Raw genomic sequence first — 18,082 nt, 5'->3', positions numbered from 1 at the left:
AAAGTACGCTTTTTAATCAAAGTTAATTATTAAAATTCAATAACTTAATTATACTCATAGTTAAATCGTGATTACCCCAACATCACATTAACAACCTCAGCTTGCCGCAAACGATTTCCTCTATAGAATGCGTCGCCTTTCCTACCTACAACTTTTAGGTTGACGCACATGGCTTCCCTACTTGGAATTATCACTATTTTAGTTGCCGCTTGGTTACTATCTACGGACAGAAAAAATATTCCACTAAGAACAGTCTCTTTGGCTTTCTTATTACAAATCTCATTCGCGCTATTGGTTCTGTATGTACCAATGGGTAAAGAAGCGTTGAATGCAGCCACGGGTGCGGTATCTAGCTTGATCAACTACGGTCAAGAGGGGATTAACTTCCTATTTGGTGGCCTAACTAATAACGGATTTGTTTTCGCGATTAATGTTCTTGGCATCATTATCTTTTTCTCTGCACTGATTTCAGGCTTGTACCACATCGGCTTTATGCCAAAGGTGATCAACCTAATCGGCGGTGCTTTGCAAAAGTTCTTAGGTACAGGCCGTGCGGAGTCACTGTCTGCTACTGCGAATATTTTTGTTGGCATGATCGAAGCGCCATTGGTGGTTAAGCCTTACTTGAAGCACATGACGGATTCACAACTGTTTGCCGTCATGGTGTGTGGTTTGGCTTCTGTAGCTGGTGGCACGCTAGTCGGTTATGCATCGCTTGGTGTTGATTTGAACTACCTGATCGCTGCGGCATTCATGTCTGCTCCTGCTGGTCTATTGATGGCCAAGATTTTGGTACCAGGTAGCGCAGATGAGGCTCAAGAAAATATTGAGTCTGACGTTGAAATTCCACGAGCAACAAACGTAGTCGAGGCAATGGCAGATGGGGCTATGTCTGGACTTCGTATTGCCGTTGCAGTGGGTGCGACACTTTTGGCCTTTATCAGTGTGATAGCAATGCTGAATGGCTTGTTAGGTATTGTTGGTGGCTGGTTTGGCGTAAACCTAAGCTTCGAACTTATCCTAGGTTATGTGTTCGCGCCTGTTGCATGGCTGATCGGTGTGCCGTGGTCTGAGGCTGTGGTTGCAGGCTCGCTGATCGGTAACAAGATCGTTGTGAACGAGTTTGTGGCTTTCATCCAGTTAATGGACGTAAAAGACGCACTGAGTGAGCACTCAAAAGCGATCGTTACTTTCGCACTATGTGGTTTTGCCAACATCTCTACCATGGCAATTTTGATTGGCGGTTTGGGTAGCTTAGTTCCAGAGCGTCGCTCTTTCATCTCACAATACGGCTTTAAAGCAATTTGTGCGGGTGTGCTTGCCAACCTAATGAGCGCAGCGATTGCGGGCGTGGTGCTTTCTCTATAAGTAATTATTGGTGACTTATAAGCATTTTCTAACTGGGCCATAACCACCCAGTTAACTAATCATGGCTTTGCTCTCCCTATAGTAAAGTGACTGATTAACCACAATAATATTCGCTTAGTATGATAAAGAGAGCCTATAGTGTAAGAACGTAGGCTTTCTTATTTCAGTGAATAAGTTTGTACCACAGGGTGTGGTACAAATGTTTAGGGGCACAAATGGATTTGTCGATCACTTCTTCTTTGGCGTTAATTGGACTCTTGTCCTTGGCTTGCCAGCTACTTGGTTGGCGTTTGCGTCTTCCCGCTATTCTTCCTTTGCTTATCGTTGGCCTGCTATTAGGTCCCGGTCTAAAGATCCTTAATCCTGATGCCATTTTTGGTGGTGTACTGTTCCCGTTGATTTCATTAGGGGTCGCCATCATTCTGTTTGAAGGTGCATTGACTCTTAATTTCAAAGAAATCAGAGGCCATGGCCGCATGGTGACTCACTTAGTGAGTTTCGGCATGTTGATTACATGGGCGTGCATCGTGGTGGGGGCTTATTATTTTGTCGATTTCAGTTGGCCATTGGCGGCGTTGTTTGCTGCATTAGTCGTGGTGACTGGCCCAACGGTGATTGTTCCCATGCTGCGCAGCATTCAACCCAAATCTTCGCTAGGCAGTATCTTGCGCTGGGAAGGGATAGTGATTGACCCGATTGGCGCTCTGTTTGCCGTTCTCGTTTACGAATACATTGTCTCTTCAGCCGATCCTACAAGCCATGTTCTGTCAGCTCTGGGCCTGACGTTAGTCATAGGTTTAGGCTTAGGGATCATCGGTGGCCATTTGATTGCCAAGATGCTGCAAGGGCATTGGGTACCGCACTATTTACGTAATGTGGCTGTGCTGACGCTAATGTTGGCGGCGTTCTCGTTTTCTAATGATCTGAGTGAAGAATCGGGTTTATTAACCGTGACCATCATGGGGATCTGGCTTGCCAACGTGAAGGGCTTGGACATCGAAGACATCATCGAATTCAAAGAAACCCTGACCGTGTTACTTATTTCTGCGTTGTTTATTCTGTTAGCCAGTCGACTCGATTCGGGGGCTTTCCTTTCGATAGGTTGGGGCGGTATTGGGTTGCTAGCGGTGGTTATGTTGGTGGCTCGCCCGTTAAGCGTGTGGATCAGCGGGATCGGTACGGATCTTAATTCGGCGGATAAATGGTTTTTGAGTTGGATGGCACCTCGCGGGATCGTAGCAGCCGCGGTTTCTTCTCTGTTTGCGATAAAACTGCAAGAGAAGCAATTGATTGAAGGCGCAGATCTGCTCGTGCCCATGGTGTTCTTAGTCATTATTGGTACGGTTGTGATTCAGAGCTTAACCGCGAGCTGGTGGGCGAGAAGGCTAGGGGTCACTCAAGAGAAAGCGCAAGGGGTTATCTTCTTTGGCGCCACTCACTTTGCAAGACAATTTGCCAAGGTGCTAGCCACACACAACATCAACAGTGTGCTTGCTGATACTAACTGGGAAAGCATTCGCTTAGCTCGTATGGATAACTTGAATGTTTACTTTGGTAACCCAGCTTCAAGCCACGCGGAAAACAATTTGGAACTCGATGGGATAGGGCGTGCGATGATCGTCTCGCCTTATCGTCAAACCAACCCGTTAGTCAGCATGCATTACCAAGACGAGTTTGGTGCCAATAAGGTGTTTGAGCTTGAATCGTCAGAGACTAAGCATGAAAGACATCAAGTGAGCCGCAATGGCAATCGAAGTCTGTTCTCGGAAGGGATTACCTATTCTAAGCTTAACTCACTGATGGCTCAGGGTAGCCAAATTAAAAGTACAGGTTTGACCGAGGCATTTGATTTAAAAGAGTTTAACGCTTTGTATCCTAATGCCATTCCTCTTGGGGTGATTAATGGCGGTGATTTCCGTTTAATTACACAAGGATCTGAGTTGGAAAAACTCATATCAACGGAGTGTGAGCTTATTAGTTTATTACCGCCTTCTGAACAGACGGAAAAAGTCGAGACTCCAGATAAGTAGCAACGAGCACTTCATCAAAAGCGAGTCACCCCGTTGTAAAAACGAATAGCTAAGTACCAAAGCATCAAAAAAGCCGCAACGTTCATCACGTTGCGGCTTTCTAATTTTATTTATATGCGCTGCGGACTACTTCGAGTGAAATTGCTCGCAAGCGATCATGGTGTTCTCGATTAGGCTCGCAACCGTCATTGGGCCAACACCACCCGGCACAGGTGTGATGAAGCTTGCGCTTTCTTTCGCTACGTCGTATTCAACGTCGCCCACTAGTTTGCCAGATTCTAAACGGTTGATACCAACATCGACCACAACAGCGCCTTTCTTAATCCAAGCGCCAGGAATGAAGTTAGGCTTACCAACGGCAACTACAACAACGTCTGCTTGACGCACGTGACCTTCAAGGTCTTTGGTGAAGCGGTGACATGTTGTCGTTGTACAACCTGCTAGAAGAAGTTCTAGCGTCATTGGGCGACCTACAATGTTTGATGCGCCAACCACAACCGCGTGTTTACCACGTAAGTCGATGTTGTAACGGTCAAGCAGCGTGATGATGCCTTTTGGCGTACAAGAGCGAAGCTTAGGCATGCGCTGAGCCAAACGGCCGACATTGTATGGGTGGAAGCCGTCAACGTCTTTCTCTGGCGTGATACGCTCAAGAACGTGAGTGCTATCAATGCCAGCTGGTAGAGGCAGTTGAACAAGAATACCGTCGATCTCTGGATCGTCGTTCAGTTGGTCTACCAATGTTAACAATTCGTCTTCTGTCGCAGTGGCTGGCAAGTCGTAAGATTTAGATACGAAGCCAACTTCTTCACACGCTTTACGCTTACTTCCAACGTAAACCTGAGAAGCAGGGTCTTCACCCACTAAAACAACCGCTAGGCCCGGAGCGCGTAATCCAGCTTCAGTACGAGCTTTTACACGTGCAGCAACTTCGGAGCGAACCGTTTGAGAAATTAGCTTTCCATCAATATTTTGAGCAGTCATGAATTTCCTTAGTATTGATATTCAAGTTAGTGGCTGATGTTTTTGGCGCATTATTCCAGAAAATCTTTTTGATTACCATCAAGCAAACGTTTGCTTTGGTCTATTTTCCAACACTTATATGTTTGTTGGCCTTTTTTTACCCACTTAGATCAGAATGTTACATAAAGCCGTTGCTTTACTGATTCGAATTCGTATAATTCGTTCCTGTAGCGCGCCCTTAGCTCAGCTGGATAGAGCACCTCCCTTCTAAGGAGGTGGTCGAAGGTTCGAATCCTTCAGGGCGTGCCATTATTTAAAGAAACCCGATAACTCTCCGAGTTGTCGGGTTTTTTGCATTTTACATATCATAAAACACTTCTTTTCAAGCGCGACTCATTTTCTTCTGTTATTCGTTTCATTCGGCTTATGTAATAGAAAGTTAAAATTGTTCGTTTTTTGGGGTTTACATCATTTGGTAATAAAGCCACTATGAATTCACGAAGAATAGACAAGTAAAGCTATTAGCCAGTCGGTTTAGGAATCAAACCTTCTGATTGATGGCTGATTTAGAGGAAGCAATGGCAGGAAACAGTATCGGACAACACTTTCGAGTGACCACATTCGGAGAGAGTCACGGTATCGCACTAGGATGTATCGTAGACGGGTGCCCACCAGGATTAGAAATTACCGAAGAAGATCTGCAGAAAGATCTGGACCGTCGTCGTCCGGGCACTTCTCGCTATACAACGGCTCGTCGTGAAGCGGATGAAGTGAAAATCTTATCAGGTGTATTTGAAGGCCAAACTACGGGTACTTCTATTGGTCTATTGATTGAAAATACAGACCAACGCTCTAAAGACTATTCCGAAATTAAAGACAAGTTCCGCCCTGGCCACGCTGACTATACGTACCATCAAAAGTACGGTGTGCGTGATTACCGAGGTGGTGGTCGTTCTTCAGCTCGTGAAACTGCAATGCGTGTTGCTGCAGGTGCAATTGCGAAGAAATACCTAAAACAAGAATTTGGTGTTGAAATCCAAGCTTACCTTTCTCAAATGGGTGATATCTCAATTGATAAAGTGGATTGGAACGAGATTGAAAACAACGCTTTCTTCTGTCCAGATGCCGACAAAGTACCAGAATTTGATCAACTGATTCGTGACTTGCTAAAAGAAGGCAACTCGATCGGTGCGAAGATTCAAGTGGTTGCGACTAAAGTGCCAGTAGGCCTTGGTGAGCCAATCTTTGATCGTCTAGATGCTGACATCGCGCACGCTCTAATGAGCATTAACGCTGTGAAAGGTGTTGAGATTGGTGATGGCTTCGATGTTGTTAATCAACGCGGTAGTGAACACCGTGACCCATTAACTCCAGAAGGTTTCAGCAGCAATCATGCTGGCGGTATCTTAGGTGGTATCTCTACTGGTCAAGATATTGTGGCAAGCATTGCGCTTAAACCAACATCAAGCATCACTGTACCTGGTGACACAATCACGAAAGATGGTGAAGCAACGCAGCTAATCACGAAAGGTCGTCACGATCCATGTGTTGGCATCCGTGCGGTACCTATTGCAGAAGCAATGCTGGCTATCGTGCTGCTTGACCACTTGCTACGTCATCGTGGTCAAAACTTTGGTGTGACAACTGAAACACCACAAATCTAATTCTGCTTCTTTTTATTTAGAATAGAATTGGTAGAAACAAAAAAGGGTTGCTTCGTAATGAAGTAACCCTTTTTCACATTAGCAGGATTATTCGTCCGGTTAGCGACTATCGTCATTAAAGACAGCTAGCAGCTTAAGGCTCTTAATCCATTAATGCACTGAACTTTCAGGATCAAGCTGGAACGAAGGCAAACTCCATTTGAATCTTACAGCCGCCATGCGCAGCAAGTAACCAACTACAAGCGTCACAATTGTCGCCGTGACGTCGTTGATGCCAAGCTCAAGCAAACCTAGGTACAAACCCGAAGCGACAAGTGCGACAGACGCGTATAGCTCTTCATGCAACACTAATGGTGTTTGACGACAGATAAGGTCGCGCAGCAAACCACCAAAGACACCGGTGACTAGCGCAGACACCATACAGATCATTGGGTGAAGACCCATGGTCATCGCTACTTTGGTACCAATGATACTGAATACGATTAGGCCTAAGGCATCCAAGCGAATAAACAAACCTTTTAGCTTGATAACCCATTTCGCCAACCCGGTTGTAATAACACCTGCTATACAGGTGATGGCCAGATACTGAGGGTTTTCAACCCAACCTAAAGGGTAATGGCCAAGTAAGATATCGCGTACTGTACCGCCGCCAATTGCCGTTGCGCTCGCAACCAACATTACACCAAACCAATCCATTTTTTGTTTGCCTGCACTGAGAGCGCCGGTCATGGCTTCTGCCGTGATGCCAATGATATACAAAACACTTAGTAGCATTGCTGTAGCTCTATAATTTAGGTCTATAAACTCGAGTCTTATAGGCCTTAGGGATATAAAATGAAGCGCGAGTGTAGTAGTAAAAATGCTTGTTGACGAATGAATATTTGTACCGTGAATGGGCGTTTCAGATTAGCTAAACTAATCATTCACCTTAAAGTGGTGTAATCTGGGAATGGCAATCGATTGTCACTGCAAAGTATAATGGCGAACCCGATGTCATTACGCTTGATAGGGCTTTACCGAGCGCTTAAAAAAAAGCAAAATGCCCCAGTTATTTTTACTTAAATTTGATTTTATGACACACCAATACTCAGACATTATCGATATCTTCAATCAGACCTTTTTTGAAAGCTTTAATACCAAACTAGAGCTAGGGGCTGATGAGCCGATCTATTTGCCTGCTGATGATACTATCCCACACCATCGAATCGTGTTCGCACGTGGCTTTTACGCCTCTGCACTCCATGAGATCGCACACTGGTGCGTTGCTGGGCCTGAGCGTCGTTTACTGGAAGATTTTGGCTATTGGTATGAACCTGACGGTCGAACGGAATCGGTTCAAGCTGAGTTTGAAAAAGTAGAAATTCGCCCACAAGCGTATGAATGGATCATTGCGATGAGCGCAGGCTTTCCTTTTAATGTCAGCTGTGACAATCTACACGGCGATTTTGAGCCAGATCGTTTGGCCTTTATGAATAAAGTACATAGCGAAGTTATGGGTATCTTTGAAGTAGGCTTTCCGCCTCGCGTGAAAATGCTCTCTGAAGCATTACGCAGCTTCTACGATGTAGAACCTTTATGTGCTAGCCAATTTATTGTGAAATAAGAGAATATTATGATTATCGAATTTGAAGAAAAACTACTTGAAGTAATTGATGCTCGCATTGAAAACGCATCAGACGATGAACTGTTTGCTGGTGGTTACTTACGTGGTCATATTTCTCTTTCAGTGGCTTCATGTGAAGAAGAAGGCATTGAAGATGTGGCTGAAGTAAAAGCTCGTATTGAACAGAGCCTAGACGACGCTCGCTCTGAACTAACACCAGCAGACCGCACCATCGTTAGTGACCTTTGGGTTGAGCTACAAAACCAAGTTTAATCTCGATGTATTAATACTATCCGCTCAGTCCCTTCCTTTCCATTTTGCTGAGTGAACCGGTTTATTTGAGACTCGTTCGAAATTTTTGAATGAGTCCGTTCATTTCTTGTGATGGTTCCATTTTCTTACTACGTTATTCTAATCCCACTTAACGGAATTACAGAAAGGTCACATCATGAAAGTTATCGCATTTGGCGCAAGCACAAGTTCTACCTCAATCAACAAAACACTAGCAACTTACGCAGCAAACTTGATTGAAGGTGCTGAAGTTAAAGTCCTAGACATCAACGATTACAATGTTCCTATGTTCAGTGAAGACACTGAAAAAGAGATTGGCCAAGCGGAAGGCGCTCAAGCATTCTTGCGCGACCTAGCTGAAGCTGATGCGTTTGTTATCTCGTTCGCAGAACACAATGGTCACTACCCAGCTGCGTATAAAAACCTATTTGATTGGGCGACACGCATTGAGCGTTCAGTATTTGGCGAGAAGCCGGCGGTTTACCTAGCGACTTCACCAGGCCCTGGTGGCGCACAAACGGTACTTGGTGCAGCGACAGGTTCTGCACCTTACTTCGGTGGAAACGTGCAAGCGTCAGTTTCAGTACCAAGCTTCTACGATAACTTTGATTTTGAATCTGGTTCTATCAGCAACGAAGAGATCGTTCTACAGATTAAAGACGCGGTTGCTAAGCTGTAAATACAGCTCCATTTAGAACATCAGTTTAGATCAACACGAATAACAAAAAGCCCGAGCGACTTAACTTAGTCACGTAGGGCTTTTTAGCTTTTAACTTATTAGTTTCAGATATTCAGAAATTTCAGATGTTCAAAATAGCTGAACTAGAAACTACGGCTTTGATTTAGAATGCTTGTCAGCAACCCATCCAGCCGTTAATGCCTTACCTTTACGCAGTCTGCGTACCCACATTCGACTTGGGTGAATCGCCTCAAGCACATCAACAGGCAAGGGCAGCGGATCGCCACAGATCTGTGATGCTAATACTTCAGCCAATAATGGTGCAGAGCTCAAACCACGTGAACCCAGTCCGATAAAGCAATAAAGGTTAGGGAAGCTTGTTACCGTTTCTACATCCTCAACCGAGTCACGCTGCGGGTTGAAGTTGTGGAGATCTTGGTACTGCTCCTTAATGGCTTCAAAGTCACCAACGTTTCCGACAAACGGAAGGTGGTCACGGCTTACGCTTCGGATACCTTGGCGCGCTAAGTTGTCACTGGTATCGACATCTTTTGTCCATGCTTGGTCTGGTAGTGACCCATGTAGGCGCTCGCCATTGTGCTGCTGAACCTCAATATCAAATTCTTGGTCGATATTGGTTTTGTCGTAGTTCGCACCAATACAGTGATGACCATTGTTGGGGTTCTGTGGCGTCAAATAGCCATCAAAGCACAACACGGTTTTTAGCTGGCTGAGATTTTCCGTGGTCGGAATATGGCTCACTTGGCCTTTAACCGGAGTCAGTGGTACTGGCTGAGTTTGTTCAAACTGAGTGAACTTGTGTCCGTTTGCGACAACTACTTGGTCGTGCTTAGTTTGAATCTCACCTTGAGGTGCCTCAATCGTCAGTAACCATTGTTTTTCAGCTTCGAGCCACTCAAGTTGCGTTACTTGATGTTGATAGTGTGCGCTCACTTGGTTGCTCTCTTCTAGCTTGCCAATCAAGCCTTGAGTCAGTTGAAGAGGGCTTAGCCAACCACCCAGCGGAAAGTAAACACTCTCTTTATCGACGGGTAAGCCAATCTTTTCGTTGGCTTGCTCTGGCGATAAACGCTGAATCAGGTCGGTGTGGAAGTTGCCTTCCAACATGCGGTTGAGCTTTTTAGTGGAGCCTTGATCCCACATCAAGATGTTCACGCCACACCAACTGTGATCAAATTGAATAGACTGAGCCGCTTGATTAATAAATTGACGAGCAAACAGTAATCCCGGGCCAAACACGCGAGACACGTTCGAGGTCGCTTCGCTTAATAGCGGGTAAATCGCACCTTGGTTGTTACCTGAGGCATTGCCCGCAGCTTGTGGATGTTCACAATAAAGGGTGATGTTTTTACCACGACGGCTTAGCGTTTTGGCTAATGCAGCACTGGCGACACCACCACCAATGATCGCAATGTCTTGGGATTCAGTGTGTTGAGCGAGGCCATACCAAGGTTTGATGTTGGTGTGAGCGTGCTTTTCGCCAAGTCGGCCGGCGATCATTTCTCGCTTAGTACCAAAGCCTTTGACCTTTTTCATTTCAAAGCCAGCTTCAATTAAGCCACGGCGAACAAAGCCAGCAGCGGTGAAGGTGGCGCAGCTACAATCTTGCTTAGCGAGCTTAGCCATGCCGTTAAATAGGTTTTGATTCCACATCTCTGGGTTCTTGCTCGGAGCAAAACCGTCTAAGAACCAAGCATCAACCAAACCTTCACGCGGGGTTGGTACGTTGGGCATGCAATCTTTAATATCGCCAAACCACAAATCAAGCGTGATTGCACCGTCGCCCAGCACAATGCGGTGACATTCAGGTAGAGCAATAGGGTAGTGTTCTTGGAGTTGCGTCGCATACTCGGCTAATTCTGGCCACGATTGGTGTGCTTTGATGAGATCCTCTTTATTTAAAGGATATTTTTCAAAACTGATGAAATGTAACTCTTTGGTCATCGCTTGTGGGTTATCTTTAAGAAAAGCATCGAACCATTGCCAAACTGCAAGAAAGTTCAAACCTGTGCCAAAGCCGGTTTCAGCAATCACAAAGCGGCGTTGTTCATGTTCAAGCCAACGCTCTGGAAGGTGGTTTTGCTTTAAAAAGACGTAGCGAGTTTCTTCTAAACCGTTAACATTGGAGAAGTAAACGTCGTCAAATTGGTCTGAAACTGGCGTGCCAGACTCATTCCATTCCAGTTCTGCATTAGTAATTGAAGTCATAAAATCTATCATTTTGTGATTTGAAGCGATATGTTGGTAGGGATTGTACGAATTTCTAGGAAAGCTGACCACTTTTGTTAGGCTTCTTAGTTATCATCTAGCTGAATTTAGAATTATAGGAATGTCACATGAAACGAGTCGTAATCACCGGTATGGGTATTGTTTCAAGTATCGGTAACAACGTCGAAGAAGTTTTAGCATCACTGAAAGAGGGTAAATCTGGTATTACCGCTTCAGAGCAGTTCAAGGAAAATGGCTTGCGCTCTCAAGTATGGGGTAACCTAAAAATGAACCCTGCTGACCATATCGATCGCAAAAAAATGCGCTTTATGGGTGATGCAGCGGCATTCGCTTATCTTTCAATGGAGCAAGCAATTGCTGATTCTGGCTTAACTGAAGATCAAGTATCTAATGACCGCACGGGTATCGTTGCGGGTTCAGGTGGTGCTTCATCTCTAAACCAAGTAAACGCGGTAGACATCATCCGTGAGAAAGGCGTGAAGCGCGTTGGTCCATACATGGTTCCACGTACAATGGCTTCTACGGTTTCTGCTTGTCTAGCAACTCCTTTCAAAATCCGTGGTGTGAACTACTCTATGAGCTCTGCATGTGCGACATCTGCACACTGTATTGGTCACGCAATGGAGCTTATCCAACTTGGTAAGCAAGACGTTGTATTCGCTGGTGGCGGTGAAGAACTGGATTGGTCTCTGACTATGATGTTCGACGCAATGGGCGCACTTTCTACTAAGTACAACGACACGCCAGAGCTGGCTTCTCGTACCTACGATGCAGACCGTGATGGTTTCGTTATCTCTGGTGGCGGCGGCATGTTAGTTATCGAAGAGCTTGAGCACGCTGTTGCTCGTGGCGCAAAAATCTACGGTGAAATCGTAGGCTACGGCGCAACTTCAGATGGCTACGACATGGTTGCTCCTTCTGGTGAAGGTGCGGTTCGTTGTATGAAGATGGCGATGCAAAACGTTGATGGCGTTGATTACGTGAACACTCACGGTACTTCAACTCCAGTTGGCGACGTTAAAGAGCTAGGCGCTATCCAAGAAGTATTTGGTGGCAACAGCCCAGCAATTTCTGCAACTAAAGCGATGACAGGTCACGCTCTAGGTGCTGCTGGCGTACACGAAGCTATTTACTCAACGCTAATGCTAGATAACGGCTTTATCGCTCCAAGCATTAACGTTTCGAACCTAGACGAAGCTGCTGCTGGCCTAGACATCGTAACTGAAGCTCGTGATCAAGAGCTAACTACAGTTATGTCTAACAGTTTTGGTTTCGGCGGTACGAACGCAACGCTAGTAATCAAAAAGTACCAAGCTTAACTTAAGCTTGAGTTACAGAGACAAGGTTAATCGTTAAAGGGTTGCGCTAGTGCCGATTCAACACGCACAGGTCACCCAGTAATAATGACCATCAGAACAAAGTTTTTAGACGCAGGTTGGTAAACGTGTTTTTTGAACATAGTTTTTAAATCTGGGTTTAGAGATTGAAAGGTTTCCAGAGCTTGACCAGTACTGACTTTGGTTAGTACTGGTTGAACAGACGCAAGACTCTGTCTCCTGGAGAGCGAGATAGGATCCTTTTGTTCTGGATGTTTGCCCGATTGTTTATTCAATCGGGCATTTTTCGTTTTAGCCGTTTGATCTTGGGTGTTCACTCTGGTTTCGGTTCTTGTCTGCCAAGGTTAGGTGATTCAGCCCTTTATTTATAATGTATTCCAATTGCTACTCGACACCGTGTGTGGAATTTTGCACAATCATTTCAATTCACATTTAGGTCGATAGACCCCAACAAAAGTACTCGCCAAATGAAAATCTTAATCGACGAAAATATGCCTTACGCTGAAGCGCTTTTTAGCCAGCTAGGGGAAGTGACAATGAAGTCTGGTCGCACATTAACAGCTGACGACCTAGTTGACGTAGACGCATTGATGATTCGCTCTGTTACCAAGGTAAACGAGTCATTGATCAGCAAAGCCAATAAGCTGAAGTTTGTTGGTACTGCGACGGCTGGCATGGATCACGTTGACCAAGAGTTGATGAAAGAGCGTGGTATTTTCTTTACTGCGGCACCTGGTTGTAACAAGGTGGGTGTTGCTGAGTACGCGTTCAGTGCGATGATGGTGCTTGCGCAGCAACAAGGCTTTTCTGTTTTTGATAAAACGGTTGGTATTATCGGCTGTGGTCAAGTGGGCAGTTACTTAGCGAAGTGCCTTGAAGGTATTGGTATCAAAGTTCTGCTGAACGACCCTCTAAAACAGCAAGAGGGTGATACTCGCGAATTTACTGAGTTAGAGACTTTGCTTGAACAATCAGACGTTATTACATTACACACGCCAATCACTAAGACGGGTGAGTATCCAACGCATCACTTGATCAGTGAGCAAGTGCTGAACAACTTACGTGCTGATCAAATCCTGATTAATGCAGCTCGCGGTCCTGTGGTTGATAACCAAGCGCTAAAAGCTCGCCTGCAAAAAGCCGATGGTTTCACTGCAGTGCTTGATGTGTTTGAGTTTGAACCTGAAGTCGACTTTGAGCTTCTTCCGTTACTCGCTTTTGCAACGCCTCACGTAGCGGGCTACGGTTTAGAAGGTAAAGCGCGTGGTACCACGATGATCTTCAACAGTTATTGTGAATTTTTAGGTACTGAACAGCGTGCGTATGCAAGCGACTTATTGCCGACAGCGCCTGTACCTCAAATGAAATTAGATAGAGCTTGGGATGAAGCAACACTGCACAATTTGACTCAGTTGATCTATGATGTGCGCAAAGACGACGCCTTATTCCGTCGCAATATCGTTACGCCGGGTTCTTTTGACAAGATGCGTAAAGAATATTGGGACCGCAGAGAGTACAGTGCAGTCGAGTTAACGGGCGACGAATCTTGTAATTTAACGCCGTTATCTAAACTCGGTTTTATGGTAAAGCCAACTTTATAAAAGAGAGAAACAATGAGCCAAGAATTTAATATTGCTATTTTAGGTGCGACTGGTGCGGTTGGTGAAACCATTCTTGAAGTACTTAAAGAGCGTAAATTCCCTGTCGGTGAAATGCACTTACTAGCAAGTGAACGTAGTGAAGGCAAAACTTCCCGTTTTAACGGCAAAACAATACAAGTACAAAACGTAGAAGACTTCGATTGGTCTCAAGTACATATTGCGTTTTTCTCTGCAGGTAGCGAGCTTTCAGAGCGTTGGGCTCCAATTGCGGCTGATGAAGGTGTGGTTGTCATCGATAACACATCACGCTTCCGTTACGAATACGATGTTCCTCTGGTTGTGCCTGAAGTGAACCCTGAAGCGATTGCTGAGTTCCGTAACCGTAACATCATCGCGAACCCTAACTGCTCGACTATCCAAATGGTAGTAGCGCTAAAACCAATTCACGATGAAGTGGGCCTTGAGCGTATTAACGTTTCAACTTACCAATCTGTGTCTGGTGCAGGTAAGCCAGGTATCGATGAGCTAGCGGGTCAAACGGCTAAGCTTCTTAACGGTATGCCAGCTGAAAACTCAGCGTTCTCACAACAAATCGCTTTCAACTGTATTCCTCAAATCGATGAATTTACAGAGAACGGCTACACGCGTGAAGAAATGAAGATGGTTTGGGAAACTCAAAAAATCTTTGCTGACTCTTCAATCACAGTGAACCCGACTTGTGTCCGCGTACCAGTATTTTACGGTCACGCAGAATCTCTACACATTGAAACTCGCGCACCAATCGGTGCAGAGCAAGTGGTTCAGCTTCTAGAGAACACAGAAGGTGTTGAAGTATTCCAAGCGCTAGACTTCCCAACTCAAGTTCGTGATGCAGGTGGTAAAGACCACGTAATGGTTGGTCGTATTCGTAACGACATCAGCCATCACAGTGGCGTAAACATGTGGGTTGTCGCTGATAACGTTCGTAAAGGCGCAGCAACAAACGCAGTTCAAATCGCTGAAGTTCTGATTCGCGATTACTTCTAAGCTTTATTGCTTTGATAAAAAAGCCTCACTCTTTAGTGGGGCTTTTTTAATCGATTAAAAATATTGTTAGTCAAATTGTGTGAAATTGCTGCGAATATTGTTGCTGCAACACATTTTTTGTTTTCATCTCTATAGTTTTACGTCATTTATCCGATATATTTAATAGATCATCACTTTTCCGAATTTAAGCACCTAGCTGAGCCTTTTATGTTTCAAATTTTCAAGCCGTGGTTAATGCCTTTTGCCTTTATCATTGCGACTCAGATTTCCGTTGTTCGTGCAGATTCCATTCGAGTTGTAGGGCCTAATGGCCAGATACAATCAGCGCCTACGTTTTCAGAACCACTTCAAAGAGCGCAATCAAATAGCGCTGAGCCTTCACGTTTCTATGGTCCAACTCGCGGCTCAGAAACATTGTGGTCTATTGCCTCAAAGTTACGCCCTGATAACTCCGTTTCAGTCCAACAAACTCTGTTGGCTATTTATCGCTTAAACCCACAAGCGTTTGAAAACCAGAATATCCATAGCCTGCTGCCTGCGAGCAATCTACGCGTGCCTTCTTTAGAGCAAGCACGTGCAAGCTCGACGCAGCAAGCTATCAACATCATGAACTCACATCTTGCTAAGCTTGATGCTCCTGCAAGTAAGCCTGTCGCTTCAAAACCCAAAGCGCCGAGTTCTGATGCAAAAAATGTTACTCCTGCTAAGCAAGTAAGCACTACTGAAACTGCTAAAAAGCCATTGTCTCCAACTCAATCATCTCTAGCTCAATCTGCACCAACCCAAGAGATGAACAAGTTAGAGAAGCAGCTAGAGCTTTCAGAAACTGAACTGCTGTCACTTGAAGAGAAAAATCACCAACTTCGTTTGATGTTATCGAATGTTCAATCGGAAGTGGATGAGCTAAAAACAGAGCTCAGTGATGAAGACCGCATTCGTAGCGAAGTGGAAAAGCTGCTTGATGAAGAGCGCAGAAAGAACGCCGAAATTGAAAAGATGGCACCAAGTGTCATGGACGAACTGTTATCGAATGGTTGGTTAGTGGCGGCTCTTGCGATTATTCCAGGTCTGCTCATTGGTTTGATCGTTGTGATGCTGTTAGGCCGTCGTTCTAAAAATGATGAGCAACAGCAGACGACTCAAGAACAACCGCTCCAGCCAGAACCAAGTACCGTTGCACCTATTACATTGGGCGACGAGATGGACGACCTTAACGAGCTGTCTTTAGATGATGACTTGTTTGGTACGGAAGATGACGCCAACAAGCTGTTTGACGATCAAGCGCTAGCCGAAGAGGATGATGTCTTTGCTGGTTTAGATGAATCTGATCTCGATTTCAATCTAGATGGTGAAGACGATGACCCATTTGCTAGCATTGGCGAAAACGGTGATTTAGACACCAACTTCGACGATCTAGATTTAGACAGCAGCAACGGCATTAGTGTTAATGGCGAAGAGAAAGCGCTTGGCCTAGAAGAGATGGAACGTGCGCTAGACAAAACAGCGGAAAGCGCCGTCGATACTGATGATGTCGACTTTGATCTTTCTGATGATAACGCAATGTCTGCTGATGACATTGAAGCTTTACTATCTCAAGAGTCTGAAACTGAAGATCTCGGTTCCAACGAGCTAGACCAATCTTTATTAGATGATCTGTTTGCTCTTGATGACGAAGATGACGACAGCTTCGATATTGATGCTCTGATTTCGGAAGAGCAAAGTGATTCGCCTTCTAGCACTGAAACACCAGCAAGCGATGATTTTGACATCGATGCGCTTATCTCTGAGCAACAAAGTGAGACTAAGCCTGTTGATTTGAGCAATGACGATTTTGATATTGATGCTCTAATCTCTGAACAACAGTCCCCTGAGCCAGCTTCACCGACAGCGAATGATGATATTGATGACATCTTTGCCCAAGTTGCTGCTCAGAACGATCAAGCGAATGACCCTTTCAACCTCGATAGCGACGATGAGATTGCCACTAACCTAAACAGTGGTTTGGCGTCTGATGATGATATCGAAAACATTCTGTCTCAGTTCGATAAGCCCATCGTAAATGAAGAACCTCAAGACAGCGTTGATCTGCTTGATGAGCAACTGGCAGGCGATGACGTAGACCTAAGTAACTCGACAGACCTTCTTGATGAGATGCTAGGGGACGATTCGGATGATGAGTCTGAAAGCGAACCTCTTGGCTTTGATTCTCTGTCTGAGCTTGAAGAGCTTTCTGGTTTATCGACCGATGATGACCTCAACATCGCAGAAGACAGCACGGAAACCTTGGATGAATTAATAGGTGACTCTGACGAGGATGATTTCGAACTCGACGCCGAAAGTACCGACTTATTGGATGATTTCCTTGATAGTGAATTGTCAGATGATGAGCTTTTAGCGGATGCATCAAAATCAGAATCTCTAGACCCATTTGATGACTTACTGACAAGTGGCATTGAAGACGATGAATCTGAAGATAAGACGTTTGATAAAGAGTTAGACGCAGCCTTTGGTTTGGACAACGCCAATGAGGAGCCTGAAAAGGACTCAGACGTTGAGCTTACTCCGTTAACCTCTGAAGGTGAGCCTGAGCAAGATCCGGACATTAGTGAAACACCACAACCTGAAGTCGTTACTGATGAATCGTTAGATTCTGAAATGACTCAAGAAAGTTCTGACATTAAGCCAGAAAATGATGAAGCCTTTAATCGTGATGGTTTTATCGATGATTTGTTCGGTGTCGCACCGGCAACGGATGCTTTGCTTGATGACTCGCTAGAAACAACAGACGAAGCGTTGATTGATGAGTTAATGACTTCTGATGACAATGATTTGTTGCCAGCAATAGAAGAGCCTGTTGAACCATCAATTGACAATACGGTTGAACCAGAGCAAGCGTCTCTTTTAGACAGCGACGAAGTATCAGCGCAAGAAACCGCATCATCGGTTGAAGATGATGAACTGGATATCGACTCGCTGTTATCTGAGAATTCTGATTTTGACAAACCAGATTTTGAAGAGCGAGTTAAAGAAGAAACCGCACAACAAGAACCAGAGCCGAAAGAAGCCGACGTACAAGAGCAAGCTTCGCCATCGTCTTTGAACGATATCTCTGAAGATGAAGAAGAAACGGTTGAAGACTGGTTAGCTGAAGCCATCGACGATGTAGAGTCGCCAGCGAACATTGACTCTGATTTTGACTTTGAACCGAAAATCCAAGGTAGCGATCAGCTTGAAGATGTCGTTGAATCCTTGCCAGAGCCAGAGCCAGAG

At 45.0% G+C, this 18,082-nt stretch carries 13 protein-coding genes and 1 tRNA gene; 11 read left to right on the top strand and 3 right to left on the bottom strand.

The genetic code is table 11. The features are described from left to right. Window positions 1-168: 168 nt before the first annotated feature. Complete coding sequence (locus AB4154_RS08505; RefSeq protein WP_017062369.1) at window positions 169-1,368, top strand: NupC/NupG family nucleoside CNT transporter; 1,200 nt, start codon at window positions 169-171, stop codon at window positions 1,366-1,368. Between the two features lie 215 nt (window positions 1,369-1,583). Continuing rightward, window positions 1,584-3,398 (top strand): cation:proton antiporter, encoded by a 1,815-nt coding sequence (locus AB4154_RS08500; protein WP_372122699.1) that lies wholly within the window; start codon window positions 1,584-1,586, stop codon window positions 3,396-3,398. A 126-nt stretch (window positions 3,399-3,524) separates the two neighbouring features. Here AB4154_RS08500 and folD read toward each other — a convergent pair whose 3' ends face one another. Next, the gene (folD, locus tag AB4154_RS08495) at window positions 3,525-4,382 is read right to left on the bottom strand and encodes a bifunctional methylenetetrahydrofolate dehydrogenase/methenyltetrahydrofolate cyclohydrolase FolD (protein ID WP_017062367.1); all 858 of its coding nucleotides are present in this window, start codon (window positions 4,380-4,382) and stop codon (window positions 3,525-3,527) included. A gap of 211 nt (window positions 4,383-4,593) precedes the next feature. Between folD and AB4154_RS08490 the strand changes: the two genes are divergently transcribed. Continuing rightward, window positions 4,594-4,670 (top strand) — tRNA-Arg (locus AB4154_RS08490). A 269-nt stretch (window positions 4,671-4,939) separates the two neighbouring features. Continuing rightward, on the top strand, window positions 4,940-6,025 hold the full coding sequence (gene aroC / locus AB4154_RS08485; protein ID WP_029235357.1) for a chorismate synthase: 1,086 nt from the start codon (window positions 4,940-4,942) through the stop codon (window positions 6,023-6,025). Between the two features lie 150 nt (window positions 6,026-6,175). Here the strand turns inward: aroC and AB4154_RS08480 are convergent, their stop codons facing one another. Further along, window positions 6,176-6,799, bottom strand: a complete 624-nt coding sequence (locus AB4154_RS08480; protein WP_017062358.1) for a trimeric intracellular cation channel family protein — start codon at window positions 6,797-6,799, stop codon at window positions 6,176-6,178. 298 nt (window positions 6,800-7,097) lie between these two features. Between AB4154_RS08480 and AB4154_RS08475 the strand changes: the two genes are divergently transcribed. The 3 genes from AB4154_RS08475 to AB4154_RS08465 all read left to right on the top strand — a co-directional run bounded on the left by AB4154_RS08475 (window position 7,098) and on the right by AB4154_RS08465 (window position 8,598). After that, window positions 7,098-7,628: an elongation factor P hydroxylase gene (locus tag AB4154_RS08475; protein WP_017063424.1), complete on the top strand. Its 531-nt coding sequence runs from the start codon at window positions 7,098-7,100 to the stop codon at window positions 7,626-7,628. Window positions 7,629-7,637: 9 nt separating this feature from the next. Further along, window positions 7,638-7,901 (top strand): YfcL family protein, encoded by a 264-nt coding sequence (locus AB4154_RS08470; RefSeq protein WP_372122698.1) that lies wholly within the window; start codon window positions 7,638-7,640, stop codon window positions 7,899-7,901. Between the two features lie 175 nt (window positions 7,902-8,076). Next, window positions 8,077-8,598, top strand: coding sequence for an NADPH-dependent FMN reductase (locus AB4154_RS08465; protein WP_017062355.1), 522 nt, complete (start codon window positions 8,077-8,079; stop codon window positions 8,596-8,598). Window positions 8,599-8,748: 150 nt separating this feature from the next. On the opposite strand, the gene mnmC is transcribed toward AB4154_RS08465, so the two are convergent. Continuing rightward, complete coding sequence (mnmC, locus tag AB4154_RS08460) at window positions 8,749-10,899, bottom strand: bifunctional tRNA (5-methylaminomethyl-2-thiouridine)(34)-methyltransferase MnmD/FAD-dependent 5-carboxymethylaminomethyl-2-thiouridine(34) oxidoreductase MnmC (RefSeq protein WP_372113499.1); 2,151 nt, start codon at window positions 10,897-10,899, stop codon at window positions 8,749-8,751. 56 nt (window positions 10,900-10,955) lie between these two features. Here mnmC and fabB point away from each other — a divergent pair, with 56 nt between their 5' ends. From fabB to AB4154_RS08440, 4 genes are all read left to right on the top strand, one after another. Then, window positions 10,956-12,167 (top strand): beta-ketoacyl-ACP synthase I, encoded by a 1,212-nt coding sequence (gene fabB, locus AB4154_RS08455; protein ID WP_017062353.1) that lies wholly within the window; start codon window positions 10,956-10,958, stop codon window positions 12,165-12,167. 485 nt (window positions 12,168-12,652) lie between these two features. Then, complete coding sequence (locus AB4154_RS08450) at window positions 12,653-13,786, top strand: 4-phosphoerythronate dehydrogenase (protein ID WP_017062351.1); 1,134 nt, start codon at window positions 12,653-12,655, stop codon at window positions 13,784-13,786. Window positions 13,787-13,798: 12 nt separating this feature from the next. Next, the gene (locus tag AB4154_RS08445) at window positions 13,799-14,812 is read left to right on the top strand and encodes an aspartate-semialdehyde dehydrogenase (protein WP_017062350.1); all 1,014 of its coding nucleotides are present in this window, start codon (window positions 13,799-13,801) and stop codon (window positions 14,810-14,812) included. Window positions 14,813-15,019: 207 nt separating this feature from the next. Further along, window positions 15,020-18,082: FimV/HubP family polar landmark protein (locus AB4154_RS08440; RefSeq protein ID WP_372122696.1), on the top strand; the 3,063-nt coding region annotated here is incomplete at its 3' end.

Origin of the sequence: Vibrio sp. 10N.286.51.B11 (assembly GCF_041469245.1) — a bacterium.
Taxonomy (GTDB): domain Bacteria; phylum Pseudomonadota; class Gammaproteobacteria; order Enterobacterales; family Vibrionaceae; genus Vibrio; species Vibrio crassostreae_C.
Note: the sequence above shows the minus strand (reverse complement) of the source record. Positions and strands in the feature narration are given on the sequence as shown.

What these genes read in the sequence shown, in the direction of transcription:
- aroC (WP_029235357.1), top strand. Translation starts at nt 4,940, where the DNA reads ATGGCAGGAAACAGTATCGGACAACACTTTCGAGTGACCACATTCGGA.
- AB4154_RS08475 (WP_017063424.1), top strand. Translation starts at nt 7,098, where the DNA reads ATGACACACCAATACTCAGACATTATCGATATCTTCAATCAGACCTTT.
- AB4154_RS08480 (WP_017062358.1), bottom strand. Translation starts at nt 6,799, where the DNA reads ATGCTACTAAGTGTTTTGTATATCATTGGCATCACGGCAGAAGCCATG.
- AB4154_RS08500 (WP_372122699.1), top strand. Translation starts at nt 1,584, where the DNA reads ATGGATTTGTCGATCACTTCTTCTTTGGCGTTAATTGGACTCTTGTCC.
- AB4154_RS08445 (WP_017062350.1), top strand. Translation starts at nt 13,799, where the DNA reads ATGAGCCAAGAATTTAATATTGCTATTTTAGGTGCGACTGGTGCGGTT.
- AB4154_RS08465 (WP_017062355.1), top strand. Translation starts at nt 8,077, where the DNA reads ATGAAAGTTATCGCATTTGGCGCAAGCACAAGTTCTACCTCAATCAAC.
- AB4154_RS08450 (WP_017062351.1), top strand. Translation starts at nt 12,653, where the DNA reads ATGAAAATCTTAATCGACGAAAATATGCCTTACGCTGAAGCGCTTTTT.
- fabB (WP_017062353.1), top strand. Translation starts at nt 10,956, where the DNA reads ATGAAACGAGTCGTAATCACCGGTATGGGTATTGTTTCAAGTATCGGT.
- AB4154_RS08470 (WP_372122698.1), top strand. Translation starts at nt 7,638, where the DNA reads ATGATTATCGAATTTGAAGAAAAACTACTTGAAGTAATTGATGCTCGC.
- AB4154_RS08505 (WP_017062369.1), top strand. Translation starts at nt 169, where the DNA reads ATGGCTTCCCTACTTGGAATTATCACTATTTTAGTTGCCGCTTGGTTA.
- folD (WP_017062367.1), bottom strand. Translation starts at nt 4,382, where the DNA reads ATGACTGCTCAAAATATTGATGGAAAGCTAATTTCTCAAACGGTTCGC.